Raw genomic sequence first — 15209 nt, forward strand, 5'->3', positions numbered from 1 at the left:
TCAGCCGGCGGTCCAGCCCGGGACCGTCGGCAGCACCCGCTCGGCGACGCGGAGCACCATCGCGTCGTCGGGCGGCATGCCGTCCTCGCGCCAGACGGAGAGCTCGTAGGAGCCGCCGCTGTCCTTCGCGTCCCGGGCCACCAGCAGGCTGCGGGCGATGCCGCCCGTGCCGGCGTCCGCCTGGTCGCCGCCGAAGGAGATGGCGATGGTCGGGTTCGAGTAGAGGGCCGCCGCGCGTCCCAGGACCTTCTTCGCCTGCGCGGCCTCTCCCAGGATGTCGGCCGTCCCGGCGACCGAGAGATCGTCGTAGGACACCGAGAGCTTCACCGTGTAGGTCTCGAACCTGACGGTCGCCTCGGGCGTCGGGATCCTCCTGCCGTCGGCGAGTTCGGTCGGCTCGTCGTTGCCGTAGGCGTTCTGCGCCGGCTCCTCGGGCGTTTCCAGCAGCGCCGGCAGGTCCGGACGGTTCAGCGCCCTGCACAGCTGCATCCCGGACACGCGCTTCGACGGCGGGGCGTCGTCCGTGGCCGAACAGGTGGCCGGTCCCCGTTTCCCGGCGCCCTGCGCGTCGGCCCGCGCGATGGTCCACATGCCGCCCGCCAGCGCACCGACCAGTACCACCGCGGTGATCGCCTGGGCCGCCGCGCTCATGCCCTTCTCGGGTCTCGCGGAATCGTCCGTCATGTCCCCTGTCCCCCGTCTGACGTGCGCGTTCCTTGCGCGTCGCGGAGCCTATCCGGTGATCGTCCGACGGGGAAGCGCGAATCGTCCGCAAGGCGTTCGGCGTTCAGCTCGTCGACCGCGCCGAGCGCGTCACCGATCGTCGCGTAGTCCACCGCGATGAAGTTGACCGGTCTGCCACGCTGCCGCTCACACCTGTGCGCCCGCTCCAGCACCCGCTGCCGGGAGTTGACGAGCCCGGCGTCCAGCCGCAGCCCGCCGCCCGCCGTGACGAAGTGGTTGAGCAGGAACAGCCGCTTGTCGGCGCCGCCCCGGTTCGGCAGGCAGGACATCTCGTCCGGACTGCGGAACGCGAACGGCGTCTCCATGCCGTACCGGTAGAGGTTCCGGTACCACGGCGCGGGCCCGTCGGCCTTCTCCGCGAACACGACCAGACGCCGGCCGCTGTCGATCATCTCCCCCAGCTTCGGCCATGGCCGTTCCGGGTCCGCGTCCGGCTCGTACAGCAGGTCGGACAGCCCGGCCCGCAGGAAGGCGTCCTGGCTCGCCACGGAGTTGACGCCGTCCTGCAGGATCAGGGTGACGACCTCGGTGGGGTTCGCGCGCAGCCAGTCGCCGATCTGGCGCAGTGTGGGCGTCAGTTCGAGAGCCCCGGCGCCGCACACCGAGTGGCACAGCCACAGGCCGGGGTGGGGCGGGTTCACCCGCTCCAGGATTCCGGTGAGCCGGCGGCGCAGGGACGGGGAGAAGTCCGAGGTGCTCAGTCGCTCCGCGACCTCCTCGGGCCGCTCCCAGCGGTGGGTGTCGAGGAGCAGGACGCGCACCCCGGCGTTGAGCTGACCGACGATGTCCGGGTCCTGGAGGGGGCCGATGAACCGGTCCGCCGTCGTGGCCATCGCGTTGTGCGACGCGAGCTGGGCGATCTCGTCGTAGCGGGCGTCGCACAACTCGGCGCTGCCCTGGCAGATGCGCGGTGAGGAGCCGGTGATCGCCACCGGCGCCAGCATCGTGCCCACGAGCGCGCACGCCGTGACGGCGAAGGTCAGGGTGGGGCCGTGCCGCGGATCGGTGAGGACCGGCACGCCGGGCCTGGTCTGCCAGACCCAGCCGACGGTGATCAGCAGGGCGCCGGCGGCGAGCAGGATCACCGCGACGACGGTGGCGGTGGTCAGGAGCTGGTCGACAGCGGTGGCCTGGATGTCGCCGAGGAGATCCGACGCCGCCGGGGGCCACGACGACGGGGTGTCGAACAGCGCGTCCCCCAGTGTGAGACGCAGGAGGAGCACCGACAGCGCCATCAGCGAGGCGGCGGCGGCCGGCACCCAGCCGAGCGGCATCAGCCGGCGCTTGGCGGGGGAGGGCGTGGCGAACCACAGCAGCGTGAGCGCGGCGGCGCAGAGCACGGCCGCCGCCGGTTCCACCACCTCCTGGAAGAGGCGGGTGACGGAACGCGCGCGGTCCACCGGGGCCAGCGCCTCGTGCGAGGGATCGAGGTCGACGGTGATGACCCAGGCGCCCCTGTCCGCATCCCGCAGCAGCTCCGCGGCGGCCGCCCGGACCTGGTCCGTCAGCGCGACCGGCGCGATCGCGGCCAGCGCCGCGGCCACGTCACCCCGGTCCAGCGCCGTCTGCACCGTGGGTCTGGTGACGGCGCGCGCGTCCGACGGCACCAGGCGCATCAGCGCGTCCGTGGCCGCGACCGCCTGGCTGTGCGAGAGCGGCAGCGACGGCAGGCCCTCCAGCGGCGCCTCACCGGCCACCACCTGCGCCACCAGTTCGGACAGGCGCTGCACGAACGCCTGGAAGTCCGGTTCGGACCGTTGCTGCAGGGCGGCGACGGCATCACCGAAGTAGGCCCGGCTGAGCCGTTCGACGTTCGCGACGACGGGTTCGAGGTCCACCGTGATCCGGACCCGGTCGCGGTCACCCTCCAGATAGTGGATCACCTCGGCGATCTGCCGGTCGCCCATGGCCCGCAGCGTCTCCGGCGGAATCACGACCTTGAGGTTCGAGGTGATGGTCGACTGCGGAACGGGCAGCCGGTCCAGCAGTTCCCGGGCCAGTGGCGTACTGCCCGGGTCGACCAGCACCTCGTCGTAGAACCGCTGGTATGCCCGCTCGTCCTCCAGCACCTGGCCGTAGAACTTCGGATCGAGCACGGTGCTGCGTACCACGGCGGCCGCGGCCAGGACGGTCAGGCTCAGCACCGCGACGCACCAGACCAGCACCTCGACCCAGGGCGAGCGCCGAACCAGTGCGTCCATGGCCCCATTCTCGTTTCGGCCGACCGTCGTGCGACACGGCGTCCGAGCGGAGAACGCCATCACACTCATGCCCCGGCCCGGTCGGCCGATGCCGGTCAGCCTCCGCTCAGGGCTTCCTCCACGGCGACGCTCGGCTGGGGGTGTACGCAGTGCCAGCGATGTCCGCCGGGGCCGTCCGTCGCCGCCGGGAAGGCGGTGGCGCACGCGTCGTCCGCCTTCCAGCAGCGGGTGCGGAACGGGCAGCCGGAGGGCGGGTTGGTGGCCGAGGGCACCGGGCCGTGCAGGACGATCCGCTCGGGGCGCTCCAGCAGGCTCGGCGTGGCGGAGAGCAGCGCCTCGGTGTACGGGTGGCGCGGGGCGCCGGAGACCTCGGCGGCCCCGCCCTCCTCGACGACGCGGCCCAGGTACAGCACCGCGATACGGTCCGCCAGATAGCGCACCGTCTGCACGTCGTGGGAGATGAACACCATGCCCAGACCGAGGCGGGCGCGCAGATCCACCAGCAGGTTGAGGATCTGGGCGCGCACCGACACGTCCAGCGCGCTGGTGGGTTCGTCGGCGACGATCAGCTCCGGTTCCAGGGCGAGGGCGCGGGCGATGGCCACGCGCTGGCGCTGACCGCCCGACAACTGCCCGGGCCGTGCCTCCATGGTGTGGCCGGGGAGGCCGACCAGGTCGAGGAGTTCCTCGACCCGCCGCTCGCGCTCGGCACGGGTGCCGCGACGGTGCACGTCCAGCGGGTCGCGCAGGATCTGCCGGACGGACAGCCGGGGGTTCAGCGCGGTGGAGGCGTCCTGGAAGATCACGCCGACGGCGGAACCGAACTCGTCACGGCGCTCGGCGGCGCTCATCCTCCACAGGTCCCGCCCCCGGAAGCGCACCTGTCCCTCGGTGGGGCGCTGAAGCCCGGTGACCACGCGGGCCAGCGTCGACTTGCCGCAGCCCGACTCGTCGACCAGGCCGAGGATCTCCCCGCGGCGGACCTCCAGGGAGGCGTCGGTGAGGGCGTGCACGGCGTCCCGGCGCAGGATGCCGCCGCTGCGGGCCCGGTGGCGTACGTGGATGTGGTCGAGCCGGATGAGGGGGTCCATGGCGGTGTCCTTCGGGGCGGTCATCGGGCGCTCTCCAGCGACTTGGCCGAACGCTCCGCGGGCGCCGGGTGGTGGCAGGCGAAGAGATGGTCCCGCCCGGCGTCGCGGTCGGTGGCGGGCGGCGGGGTCGTGGCGCACAACTCGGTGGCGGCGGCGCAGCGGGACGCGAACCGGCAGCCGGGGCCGAACGCCCTGGGTGCCGGCACGACGCCGCGGATCTGGTGCAGCCGCTCCGCACCCGACTCCAGCGAGACCACCGAGCCGAGCAGCCCGCGGCTGTAGTGGTGCGCCGGGTCGGTCAGCAGCGAGCGGGTGTCGCCGACTTCGGCGACCTGACCGGCGTACATGACCGCGACCCGGTGGGCGAGGTCGCCGACCAGCGCCAGGTCGTGGGAGACGAGGACCATCGCGAAGCCGAGTTCGTCGCGCAGCTCGACGAGCAGTTCGACGACCTGGGCCTGCACGGTGACGTCGAGCGCGGTCGTCGGCTCGTCGGCGATGAGCAGCCGCGGGCTGCGGGAGAGCGCCATGGCGATCAGTACGCGCTGGCGCTGGCCGCCGGACAGCTCGTGGGGGTAACTGCGCAGGGTGCGCTCGGGGGAGAGGCCGACCAGCTCCAGCAGCTCGGCCGGGGTGCGCGTGCCGCCGCGGGAGGTGAGCCACTTCAGCTGGGTGCCGATCAGCACGGACGGGTTGAGGGACGACATGGCGTCCTGGTAGACCATGGCGATCTCCGGGCCCATCAGCGCCCGGCGCTCCTTCGGCGACATGGTCAGGAGGTCGCGGCCCCGGTAGCGGATCTCGCCCTCGGCCTCGGCGTTGCGGGCCAGCAGGCCCATGATCGCGAGGCTGGTGATCGACTTGCCGCAGCCCGACTCGCCGACCAGACCGAGGGTCTCGCCCTCGCGGACGGTGAAGGAGATGCCGTCGACGACGCGGGTGTCGCCGTAGCGGTCGGGGAACCGGATGGACAGGTCGCGCACGACGAGCAGTTCGGGGGCGTCCTCGCGCAGCGGCGGCACGGCGGGCTCCGTGGCCGTGAGCCGTGCGGCGAGCCCGGCGAGCGCGGCGTCCACGTCGGCTGTGTCGGCCTCGGGCGCGGCGGCGGCCTTCTCGCCGGAGACGGAGTCCGAGTCGGAGTCCGAGTCGGAGTCTGAGTCGGAATCGGTGCCACCGGTGCGGGACCTGTCCGGAGAGGCGGCGGCGTCCGTCATGCCCTCGGACAGGACGTTCAGCGCGAGCACCGTGACCAGCACGCACAGGCCGGGGAAGAGGGTCGCCCACCAGCCGCCCGAGAGCAGGATCTGCCGGCCGTAGGCCAGGACGCTGCCCCAGCTGGGGTCGGGGTCCTGCACACCGGCGCCGATGAAGGACAGGCTCGCCTCGAAGATGATGGAGTCGGCCACCATGACGGTCGCGAACACCAGAACCGGCGCCGCGCAGTTGACGGCGACGTGCCGGGCCACGATGTAGCCGCGGCGGGCGCCGATGACCCGCTCCGCGGCGACGTAGTCCTCGCCGTACTGCTCCAGCACGTTGGCCCGCACGACCCGGGCGAGCGAGGGCGAGTAGACGAAGGCGATGGTGAAGATGATGACCGGGACGCTGGGCCCGAAGACGGCGACGAGCACGGCGGCGAGCGCGATCGGCGGGAAGGACATCACGATGTCGAGGGTGCGCATCACCGACTCGTCGGCGAGCTTGCGCGAGGTGGCCGCCAGCGCGCCCAGGGCCGAACCGAGGACCAGGGCGAGGAGGGTCGCGCCGAGCCCGATGACCAGGGAGTAGCGGGCGCCGTGCACGACCCGGGCGAACACGTCGCGGCCGGCCCGGTCGGTGCCGAACCAGTGGTCGGCGCCCGGTGCCTGGGCGGGTATGCCGGTGGCCAGGGGGTCCTGGGTGAGCAGCGGGGCGAACACCGCGCCTACCACGACCACCAGCAGGATTCCCAGGGCGATCCGGGAGGGCACCGGCAGGCGGCGCAGGCGGGCGCCGGGCTGGGACAGCCGCGCGGCGAGGGAGCTTGGGGCGAACATCACACCGTCCTGATGCGCGGGTTGACGAGCAGGTAGAGCAGGTCGACGACGACGTTGACCACGAGGAAGGCGATCGCGATGGTGAGCACGGTGCCCTGGACGAGCCCGACGTCGCCGCCGTTGACGCCTTCGAGGATCAGCTTGCCCATGCCGGGCAGGTCGAAGATCGCCTCGATGACGACGGCGCCGCTGAGCATGTAGCCGGCCTTGACGCCGAGCACGGTCAGCGGGGTGACCAGGGCGTTGCGCAGCACCGACCGGATGATCAGGAACGGCGGCAGGCCGCTGCCCCGGGCGGTGCGCACGTAGTCGCGGTCGAGTTCGGTGACCATCGAGGTGCGGATCAGGCGGGCCAGCGAGGAGGCGACGGGCAGGGCGAGGGACAGCGCGGGCAGCGTCATGCTCTCGAGCCAGCCGGAGAGGGAGTCGGCCGGGTTGACGTAGCCGCCGGTCGGGAAGAGCGGCATGTTCAGCGAGAACTGCTGGATGAGCAGCACGCCGACCCAGAACGAGGGCAGGGCGATCCCGGCCATCGACAGCACCCGGAAGATCTGGTCCGGCCAGCGGTCCCGGTAGACGGCGCTGAGGACGCCGAAGAGCAGTGCGAGCACGACGGCCAGCGCGAGGCCGAGCAGGGTCAGCTGCAGCGTGAGCGGGAACGCGGTCGCGATCCGGTCGGTGACGGGCTGGCTGGGCGACATCGTGACACCCAGGTCCCCTTGCACCAGGTCGCCCAGGAAGGCGAAGTAGCGCACCGGCAGAGGGTCGTTGAGCCCGTTGGCCTCGGCGAACGCGGCGCGCGCAGCGGGACTCGCCGAGTCGCCGAGCGCGTTGTACGCGGGGTCGGTCGGCGAGAACTGCAGGACGACGAAGACCAGCAGCGCGATGCCGAGGACCATCACCGGCATCATCGCGACGCGGCGCAGCGCGAGCCGGAGAAATGCAACCATCGTGAGGTTCCTAGAGATTGGGGCGGGGCCGCCGCCGCCCGTGGTGGCGCGGCGGCGGCACGGGCGGCCTGGGCGTGCGGAGTCGGGCCCGACGTCCTGGGCGGGTGGGTCAGGCCCGGCCGACGTCGATGAAGGACAGCCCGGTGGTGGGCAGCGGCTTGAAGCCCGTCAGTGTCCCGTCCCGCCAGGCGGTGGGCAGCTTGCGGTGCAGCACCGGAAGCAGGGCGGCCTCGTCGGCGACGAGGTCGGTGACCTGGCTCCACAGCTCCTCGCGCTTCGTCGCGTCGGCCTCCGCCGCGGCCCTGTCGAGCAGCGACCTGGTCCGCTTGTAGGCCGCGGAGCCCTGCCACCCGTAGCGGTTCTCCGGCCAGAAGCCGTAGTAGAACCAGCGCAGCAGCAGGTCGGCGTCGTTGCCGAAGACGGACGGGTCGCCCGGTGCGACCAGGGCGTCGAAACGACCCTTGTCGATCTTGGCGTACTGGGCGGGGGACTGGGCGATGTCGAGCGTGGCGTCGACCCCGATCGCCGCCCAGCTCTCCTTGATCAGGGGTGCGATGTCCTTGACCCAGCCGTTGTCGGTGAGCAGCAGCGTGAAGGAGAGCTTGCCCGCGCCCGCCTCGGCGAGCAGCTTCTTGGCCTTGGCCACGTCGTGCTTGTAGACGGTGGAGGCCTTCTGGTAGTCGGGGTGCGTGGCCGGCACATATCCGGTGGCGGCCTCGGCGTTGCCCAGCAGCGCCGTGGAGATGATCTTCTCGGTGTCGAGCGCGTAGTGCAGGGCCTGCCGCACCCGCTTGTCCTCGAACCGCTTGTCGGCGCAGTTGAACATGAGGAAGAGCAGCCCGAAGGACTGGACGGACTCCACCTTGTCCTTGCCGCCGATGCCCTCGACGTCGATGTAGGGCACGTCCTCGATGGCCTGGACCCGCCCGGACTTGAGCGCGCTGACCCGCGCGGACGGGTCGGACATGAGACGCCAGATCATCTTCTTGGCCTTGGCCGGGTGCGGGCCGTTGTACTTGTCGTACGCCGCCATGACGATCTTGTCCTCGCGGACCGCCGACACGAAGCGGTACGGGCCCGAGCCGACGGGCTTGGCGTCGAAGGCCTTGGCGTCGGCACCCGCGATCTTCTTCGGCACGATCCGCACCACCGATATGCGGGACGGGAAGAGTGCGAAGGCGTGCTTCAGCTTGAACTCGACGGTCGACGCGTCGACCGCGGTGACCTTGTCGATGAACGGGACGAACTGCGCCATCAGCGAGGCGTTCTTCTCGTCGAGGACGCGCTCGAAGCTGAACACCACGTCGTCCGCGGTGACCGCCGAACCGTCGCGGAACGTCGCTCCCTCGCGCAGGGTGGCCCGGTAGGTGGTCGCGTTGATCTTCTTGGGCATCTCGGTGGCCAGCGTCGGCCGCGCCACGAGCGTGGCCGGGTCGAGGTCCACCAGGCCCTCGAAGATGTGCATGTTCGCGGCGTACGGGGTGGCGCCCGAGGTGATCATCGGGTCGAAGCCCGTGGAGAGCGGGTACGAGAGCCCGGCCTCGATGGTGTCGCCGCCGCTGCCCGAGTCGCCGGTACCGTCGCCGCTGGAGGCCGGGCCGCCGCAGGCCGACAGGCCGGCGGTGATCGCGGTCGCCACACCGATGGCGCTGGTGTATCTCATGAAGGTGCGGCGATCGACGCCGGTTGCACTGCGCGCGGACAAGGAGTCCTCCAGGCGGGGAGATGAGATGGTCGAGCGGTGGAGGAGGCGAATGTGGTCGGCGCCTCACCGACGGTGCATCAGACGTCTGATGTCTGATGCTTGATAACGTGGGAACGTAGCTGGGCAAGTGAGAGGGGTCAAGAGGTGGCGGTGGGGCAAAGGGCGATTCGGCATACGGTGCCGGAGCCCAAAGCGGCACGACAACCGTTGCGACAGGAGGTCGTGGACGGAATCAAGGCCTACATCCTGCGCAACGAACTGCGCCCTGGAGACCCCTTGCCGACCGAGCCCGCCCTGTGCGAGGCGCTCGGCGCGAGCCGCTCCAGTGTGCGGGAGGCGATCAGGATCCTCACCGCGCTCGACATCGTCGAGGTGCGGCACGGACACGGCACCTATGTCGGGCGGCTGAGCCTGTCGGCCCTGGTGGAGAGCCTGACCTTCCGCGGGCTGCTCAGTCCCGACGACGACTTCCAGGTGCTGTCCGACCTCATCGAGGTGCGCGAGCTGTTCGAACGCGGCATGGCCGACCGGCTCGTCTCGTCCCTCGACGAGGAGCAGATCGGCCGCCTCGGGGCCCTCGTCGACGAGATGCGCAGAGCCGGCGCCGGGGAGGGGCACGGCTTCGTCGAGGCCGACCGCGCCTTCCACACCCTGCTCCTGGCTCCGCTCGGCAACGACCTCATCGGTCAGCTCTCCACGGCGTTCTGGGACGTCTACGTCATCGTCGCCCCGCATCTCGACGTCTTCACGCACGAGCACGAGGCGGCCACCATCGCCAATCACCAGCGCATCGTGAACGCCGTACAGGACCGGGACCCGGTCGAGTTCGCGGCGGCACTGGCCGAGCACTACGCACCGGTGCGGCAGCGGATCGCGGAGGCCCGCGCCCGCCGCTGACCGGCTTTCGCGCACGACACGGGCGTCCTGGCCGCAGGGCGCCCGTGTCACGCGCGGGGGAGGCCGGCGCCCCACCGGGGTGACGCGGGCACCCACTTGACGGTCGTCGTCCGGATCTCTAGTGTCCCAGGACGACAGACATCAGACGTCTGCTCTTGATGTCCGGGAGTCGGCTCGGCCGCTTCCCTTCCCCATCTCCGCGCTGCGCCGCGCGCACGCCTCACCCACCGGGGCCCCTTCATGCCACTGACGGACCTCCCGCTCGCCCAGTGCCTCGCACTGCGGCCCGACCTCGACGAGCCCGCCGACCTCGTCGCCTTCTGGGACCGGACACTGCGGGAGGCCGGGGCCCACGCGACGGCCCCCGTCTTCACGCCCGTGGAGTCGGGCCTGACCCAGGTGACGACCTACGACGCGACCGTGTCCGGATTCGCCGGCGAGCCCGTCCGGGGCTGGCTCCACCTGCCCGCCGGGGCGAAGGGCCCGCTCGGCTGCGTCGTGGAGTTCCTCGGCTACGGACGCGGGCGCGGCCTGCCGCATGAGCAGGTGCTCTGGGCCGACGCGGGCTACGCGCACTTCATCATGGACACGCGCGGCCAGGGCTGGTCCACCGCCGGCGGGGACACCCCCGACACCGCCGCCCTGAACGGCACCGTGCCCGGCTTCCTGACTCGCGGCGTCGAGAGCCCCCACGACCACTACTACCGGCGGTTGTTCACCGACGCCGTGCGCTGTGTGGAGGCGGTCCGCGAACACCCGGCGGTCGATCGGGACCGGATCGTCGTCACCGGCATCAGTCAGGGCGGCGGCGTCGCGCTCGCCGTCGCCGGGCTCGTGCCGGGCCTGGCGGGTGTGATGCCCGACGTCCCGTTCCTGTGCGACATCCGGCGCGGGGCGAGCATCGCCGCCCGGCCGCCCTACACGGAGATCGCCGAGTACCTGCGCCTGCACCGCGATCGCACCGAGACCGTCTTCACCACCCTGTCCTACGTAGACGCGGCCCTGCTGGCCGCCCGTGCCACGGCTCCGGCCCTCTTCTCCATCGCCATGATGGACGAGGTCTGCCCGCCCTCGACCTGCTTCGCCGCCTACCACCGCTACGGCGGCCGCAAGGACCTGCGCGTGGACGAGTTCAACGGCCACGAGGGCGGCGGCGGCCACCACCGGCGCGAACAGCTCACCTGGGTACGGGAGTTGCTCTCCGCGCCCCGCCCCGAGGCACCCACCGACCTCTCCGTCCTGCACGACCCCCAACTCGCCTGACCCCTCACCCGAGAAGAGGCCTGTTCATGCAGCGAAGAGTCTCCCTGGCCGTCGGCACCGCCTCCCTGGTCGTCCTGGGGGCCACCGTCCCCGCCGCCCACGGCGCCCCCGATCCGACGACCGCCGTCACCGCCGGCACCCTCACCTCGCAGGACATCGCCACCGCGGGCACCGGCTCCCCCTACTACCGCATCCCCGCCCTCACCAGGACCACCGAGGGCACCCTGATCGCCGCCTACGACGCCCGCCCCACCCTCGGCGACCTGCCCGGCAACCTCGGTGTCGTCCTGCGGCGCAGCACCGACGGCGGCACCACCTGGCAGGCCCAGCAGGTGGTGCGCAAGGAGGCCGCGCCGAAGGGCTTCGGCGACCCCAGCCTCCTCGTCGACCGGGAGACCGGACGGATCTTCGTCTTCTACGCGGCCTCCGTGAACCAGGGCTTCTTCGGCTCGGCGACCGGCAACGACGAGAGCGACCCCGACGTCCTCCAGGCCGACTACAGCTACTCCGACGACGACGGCCTGACCTGGAAGCACGAGCGGATCACCGCCGAGATCAAGAACCCGGCCTGGGCCGGCATGTTCGCCGCCTCCGGAGAGGGCATCCAGCTGCGGCACGGCACCTACAAGGGCCGGCTCATCCAGCAGTACGCCATCCGCGACAACGGCGCCAACCACGCGGTCAGCGCCTACAGCGACGACCACGGCGCCACCTGGAAGATGGGCACCCCGGTCGGACCCGGCGGCGACGAGAACAAGACCGTCGAGCTGTCCGACGGCCGCGTCATGCTCAACAACCGCTCCAAGCCGTACCGCACGGTCGCCCACTCCACCGACGGCGGCGTCACCTACACCCCCTTCCAGCAGGACAGGGAACTGCCCGACCCCGCCAACAACGGCTCCGTCGCCCGCTTCGCGCCGGACGTCGCCGCCTCCCACCCGCGGTCCTCCTGGCTGCTGTTCAGCAACACCGCGACCACCAACAGCCGCAGCAACCTCACCGTCCGCCTCTCCTGCGACAACGGGCGGAACTGGCCGGTCCGCAAGACCGTCGAGGCCGGCTCCGCCGCCTACTCCACGCTCACCCCGCTCGACGACGGCACCGGCGCCAACTCCCGCGTGGGCCTGTTGTGGGAGCGCGCCGACTACCGGCACATCACCTACTCCTCCTTCGACCTCAAGTGGCTCGGCGGAGTCTGCGCGCCCGTCACCGTCACCCCGCCCACCGCCCTGCCCGCCGGGAAGACCACCGACGTGACCGTCCGCGTCGTCAGCCAGAACGACGTGGGCCTGCCCGCCGGCACGGTCTCCCTCAAGCTCCCGCAGGGCTGGAGCGCCCCGAGCGTCACCATGCCCGCGCTCAAGCCCGGCCAGGGCGCCAACGTCCAGATCCCCGTCACCGTGCCCGCGAACGCCACCGCGGGCGGCGTGGCGAGCACCGCGACCTACCAGGTCCGAGGCTCCCAGCACTCCTACGGCGACACGACGCTCAACGTCACCGCGCCGTAGCCCGGCCACGAGTCGCCCGCCCGCCCGCACCCCCGCCCCGCGGCGGCGGGCGGCCCGTTCCACCCCCGTACCACCACTCGCACAGCCCAGGAGACACCATGTCCTCGTCCCAGCCCCTGAGCGGCGTCGTGCCGCCCGTCTGCACTCCTCTGGATGCGTCGGGCGAGGTCGACACCGCCTCGCTCGCCCGGCTCGTCGAGCACCTCGTCAGCGGGGGAGTGCACGGGCTGTTCGCCCTGGGCTCCAGCAGCGAGGTCGCCTTCCTCACCGACCGGCAGCGGGCGGCGGCCCTGGAGACGGTCGTCGAGGCCGCCGCCGGACGCGTGCCCGTGCTCGCCGGAGTCATCGACATGACCACCCCGCGCATGCTCGTCCACGCCGAGGCCGCCCGGAAGGCCGGCGCCGACGCCCTGGTCGCCACCGCCCCCTTCTACGCCCGCACCCACCCGCGCGAGATCGCCCGGCACTTCCGCACGGTCCGCTCCGCCGTCGACCTGCCCCTGTACGCCTACGACCTCCCCGTCTCCGTGCACAGCAAGCTCTCTACCGCCCTGGTGCGCGAACTCGCCGAGGACGGCACGCTGGCCGGCCTCAAGGACAGCAGCGGGGACGAGGGCGGACTGCGCAGGCTCCTCGTCGAACTCGGCGGACGCCACGGCCGCGCCGACGGCCCCGCCCCCTCCTTCAGCATCCTCACCGGCTCCGAACTGACCGTGGACGCCGCCCTGCTGGCCGGCGCCGACGGCGTCGTCCCCGGCCTCGGCAACGTGGACCCCGCCGGCTACGTGCGCCTCTACGACGCCGTACGCGGCGGCGACCCGGACGGCGCCGCCAAGGAACAGGAGCGGCTCGTCGAGCTGTTCGGCCTGGTCGACGCGGGCCCGGAGGACGAGATGGGCCGCAACTCCTCCGCCATCGGCGCCTTCAAGCACGCACTGCGGCTGCTCGGAGTCATCGCGCACGGCACCACCGCCGCCCCGCAGATCCAGCTGGGCGACGCCCCGGTCGCCCACGTCGAGCGGCACCTGCGCGGCGCCGGGTTGCTGCCGGTCCGATGACCGGACCGCACCTCGACGCGCCGGTGATCGGCCTCGACCTGGGCGGCACGAAGATCGCCGCCGCCCTGGTCGGGGCCGACGGCACCGTCCGGGCCCGGCACACCCTGCCCACCCCGGCGACGGAGGGCGCCGAGGCGGTGCTGGACGCCCTGGCCGTGGCCGCCCGCGCGGTGCGGACCCACGGCACCGTGGCGATCGGCGTCGCCGCGGCCGGGGTGATCGACCCCGCCGCCGGGACCGTCACCAGCGCCACCGACACGATCCGCGGCTGGGCCGGCACCGCCCTGGCCGCCGGCCTCGCCACCCGCACGGGGCTCCCGGTGGCCTGCGACAACGACGTACGCGCCGCCGCCGCGACGGAACTGGCCGACCTGGGCGACGACGGCACCCTGATCTACGCCGCCGTCGGCACCGGCGTCGGCGGTGCCGTCGCCGCCTCGGGACGCGTGCTGCACGGCGCCGCCGGAATCGCCGGACACCTCGGACATCTGCCGAGCCCCGAGGCGGACGGGCTGCCCTGCACCTGCGGGGCCATCGGCCACCTGGAGGCGATCGCGGCCGGACCCGCCATCACCGCCCACTGCGCGCGGCTCGGCGGGGAGCCGGCCGACCGCCTGCAGACCGTCGCCGAACGCGCCGCCCACGGCGACCCGCACGCCACGTCGGCCATCACGCTCGGCGCCCGGGCGACCGGCCGTGCCCTCGGCGGCCTCGCCAACGCGCTCGGCCCGCACCGCGTCGTCGTCGCCGGCGGCGTGCCCCGGATCGGCCCCCTGTACTGGGACGCCCTGTGCACGGCCTTCGCCGCCGAACTCATGCCCCCACTGCGTGCGTTGCGCCCACAGCCGCCGCGCTCAGGCGCCGACGCCGCGGTCCTCGGGGCGGCCGTGCTGCCTCGCACCCTGCCCCTGCACCAGCCCCACACCACCGGAGTACCGTCATGACCCCGCCCCCGTCCCTGGCCCTGGCCGACGCCCTGGAAGGCCGTCTGATCGTTTCCTGCCAGGCACCTCCCGGCGACCCGATGCGCCACACCGACACACTGGTCCGCATGGCCCGGGCCGCGCGGGCCGGCGGCGCCGCGGCCGTCCGCGTCAACGAACCCGAGGTCGTCGCGGCCACCGTCGCCGCCGTGGAACTGCCGGTGATCGGACTGTGGAAGGACGGCGACACAGGCGTCTACATCACGCCGAGCGTGCGTCACGCCCTCGCCCTCGTGGAGGCGGGCGCTGCCGTGGTCGCGGCCGACGCCACCGTCCGGCCACGCCCCGACGGCAGCACCTTCGCCGACCTCGTCGCGGCGGTCCACGCGGCCGGTGCCCAGGTCATGGCCGACGTCTCGACCCTGGAGGAAGGCAGGGAGGCCGCCGCGCAGGGCGCCGACCTCGTGTCCACAACGCTGTCCGGCTACGTCCCGGGCTCCCCGCGGCAGACCGCGCCCGACCTGCGGCTCGTCGCCGAACTCGCCGCCGCCGTCCGGGTTCCGGTGGTCGCCGAGGGCCGGATCGCGACACCGGCCCAGGCCGCCGAGGCGCTGGCCGCGGGCGCGTCGAGCGTCGTCGTGGGCACCGCCATCACGGCGCCGACCGCCCTGACCAAGCTCTTCGTGGAAGGTCTCGCGCTCTGACCCGGCACGGGGGAAGGGGGGGGGGGGGGGAGGGGCCACCAACCCCCCCCGCCCCCCCCCCCTCCTCTTGGCAGGGAGAAAGAGGGAGGGAGAAGGGGGGGGCCCCAACCGAGGAAGGTTTTGTCCGAC

Annotated in this window: 12 protein-coding genes; 6 read left to right on the forward strand and 6 right to left on the reverse strand. The window is 72.7% G+C overall.

Going from position 1 to position 15209, the window contains the following annotated elements:
- From ACFCZF_RS16120 to ACFCZF_RS16145, 6 genes are all read right to left on the reverse strand, one after another.
- Window positions 1-684 carry a DUF6215 domain-containing protein gene (locus tag ACFCZF_RS16120; RefSeq protein WP_376672178.1) on the reverse strand — a complete coding sequence of 228 codons (684 nt, stop codon included), beginning with the start codon at window positions 682-684 and terminating at the stop codon, window positions 1-3.
- Window positions 681-2945, reverse strand: a complete 2265-nt coding sequence (locus ACFCZF_RS16125) for a hypothetical protein (RefSeq protein ID WP_376672179.1) — start codon at window positions 2943-2945, stop codon at window positions 681-683. Before ACFCZF_RS16125 ends, ACFCZF_RS16120 begins: the two co-directional genes overlap by 4 nt.
- A gap of 95 nt (window positions 2946-3040) precedes the next feature.
- Complete coding sequence (locus tag ACFCZF_RS16130; RefSeq protein WP_376672180.1) at window positions 3041-4060, reverse strand: oligopeptide/dipeptide ABC transporter ATP-binding protein; 1020 nt, start codon at window positions 4058-4060, stop codon at window positions 3041-3043.
- Window positions 4057-6072, reverse strand: coding sequence for a dipeptide/oligopeptide/nickel ABC transporter permease/ATP-binding protein (locus ACFCZF_RS16135; RefSeq protein ID WP_376672181.1), 2016 nt, complete (start codon window positions 6070-6072; stop codon window positions 4057-4059). The genes ACFCZF_RS16130 and ACFCZF_RS16135 overlap by 4 nt, the downstream gene beginning before the upstream one ends.
- Window positions 6072-7022 (reverse strand): ABC transporter permease, encoded by a 951-nt coding sequence (locus ACFCZF_RS16140; protein ID WP_376672182.1) that lies wholly within the window; start codon window positions 7020-7022, stop codon window positions 6072-6074. Before ACFCZF_RS16140 ends, ACFCZF_RS16135 begins: the two co-directional genes overlap by 1 nt.
- Before the next feature lie 109 nt (window positions 7023-7131).
- Window positions 7132-8685 carry an ABC transporter substrate-binding protein gene (locus tag ACFCZF_RS16145; RefSeq protein ID WP_376672183.1) on the reverse strand — a complete coding sequence of 518 codons (1554 nt, stop codon included), beginning with the start codon at window positions 8683-8685 and terminating at the stop codon, window positions 7132-7134.
- Window positions 8686-8871: 186 nt separating this feature from the next.
- Here ACFCZF_RS16145 and ACFCZF_RS16150 point away from each other — a divergent pair, with 186 nt between their 5' ends.
- The 6 genes from ACFCZF_RS16150 to ACFCZF_RS16175 all read left to right on the forward strand — a co-directional run bounded on the left by ACFCZF_RS16150 (window position 8872) and on the right by ACFCZF_RS16175 (window position 15080).
- Window positions 8872-9624 (forward strand): FadR/GntR family transcriptional regulator, encoded by a 753-nt coding sequence (locus ACFCZF_RS16150; protein ID WP_375921889.1) that lies wholly within the window; start codon window positions 8872-8874, stop codon window positions 9622-9624.
- A gap of 240 nt (window positions 9625-9864) precedes the next feature.
- Complete coding sequence (locus ACFCZF_RS16155) at window positions 9865-10887, forward strand: acetylxylan esterase (RefSeq protein WP_376672184.1); 1023 nt, start codon at window positions 9865-9867, stop codon at window positions 10885-10887.
- Window positions 10888-10913: 26 nt separating this feature from the next.
- A complete protein-coding gene (locus tag ACFCZF_RS16160; RefSeq protein ID WP_376672185.1) occupies window positions 10914-12395 on the forward strand; it encodes an exo-alpha-sialidase in 1482 nt (493 codons plus the stop codon).
- A 98-nt stretch (window positions 12396-12493) separates the two neighbouring features.
- The gene (locus tag ACFCZF_RS16165) at window positions 12494-13453 is read left to right on the forward strand and encodes a dihydrodipicolinate synthase family protein (RefSeq protein ID WP_376672186.1); all 960 of its coding nucleotides are present in this window, start codon (window positions 12494-12496) and stop codon (window positions 13451-13453) included.
- Window positions 13450-14397: an ROK family protein gene (locus tag ACFCZF_RS16170; protein WP_376672187.1), complete on the forward strand. Its 948-nt coding sequence runs from the start codon at window positions 13450-13452 to the stop codon at window positions 14395-14397. The genes ACFCZF_RS16165 and ACFCZF_RS16170 overlap by 4 nt, the downstream gene beginning before the upstream one ends.
- Complete coding sequence (locus tag ACFCZF_RS16175; RefSeq protein ID WP_376672188.1) at window positions 14394-15080, forward strand: N-acetylmannosamine-6-phosphate 2-epimerase; 687 nt, start codon at window positions 14394-14396, stop codon at window positions 15078-15080. The genes ACFCZF_RS16170 and ACFCZF_RS16175 overlap by 4 nt, the downstream gene beginning before the upstream one ends.
- The last annotated feature ends 129 nt before the right edge of the window (window positions 15081-15209 follow it).

The organism is Streptomyces sp. NPDC056296 (assembly GCF_042268605.1).
Taxonomy (GTDB): domain Bacteria; phylum Actinomycetota; class Actinomycetes; order Streptomycetales; family Streptomycetaceae; genus Streptomyces.

Bases quoted from the DNA above. Each gene is read 5' to 3' on its own strand.
- ACFCZF_RS16160 (WP_376672185.1), top strand. From the start codon at position 10,914: ATGCAGCGAAGAGTCTCCCTGGCCGTCGGCACCGCCTCCCTGGTCGTC.
- ACFCZF_RS16145 (WP_376672183.1), bottom strand. From the start codon at position 8,685: ATGAGATACACCAGCGCCATCGGTGTGGCGACCGCGATCACCGCCGGC.
- ACFCZF_RS16165 (WP_376672186.1), top strand. From the start codon at position 12,494: ATGTCCTCGTCCCAGCCCCTGAGCGGCGTCGTGCCGCCCGTCTGCACT.
- ACFCZF_RS16175 (WP_376672188.1), top strand. From the start codon at position 14,394: ATGACCCCGCCCCCGTCCCTGGCCCTGGCCGACGCCCTGGAAGGCCGT.
- ACFCZF_RS16170 (WP_376672187.1), top strand. From the start codon at position 13,450: ATGACCGGACCGCACCTCGACGCGCCGGTGATCGGCCTCGACCTGGGC.
- ACFCZF_RS16140 (WP_376672182.1), bottom strand. From the start codon at position 7,022: ATGGTTGCATTTCTCCGGCTCGCGCTGCGCCGCGTCGCGATGATGCCG.
- ACFCZF_RS16130 (WP_376672180.1), bottom strand. From the start codon at position 4,060: ATGACCGCCCCGAAGGACACCGCCATGGACCCCCTCATCCGGCTCGAC.
- ACFCZF_RS16120 (WP_376672178.1), bottom strand. From the start codon at position 684: ATGACGGACGATTCCGCGAGACCCGAGAAGGGCATGAGCGCGGCGGCC.
- ACFCZF_RS16135 (WP_376672181.1), bottom strand. From the start codon at position 6,072: ATGTTCGCCCCAAGCTCCCTCGCCGCGCGGCTGTCCCAGCCCGGCGCC.
- ACFCZF_RS16155 (WP_376672184.1), top strand. From the start codon at position 9,865: ATGCCACTGACGGACCTCCCGCTCGCCCAGTGCCTCGCACTGCGGCCC.
- ACFCZF_RS16125 (WP_376672179.1), bottom strand. From the start codon at position 2,945: ATGGACGCACTGGTTCGGCGCTCGCCCTGGGTCGAGGTGCTGGTCTGG.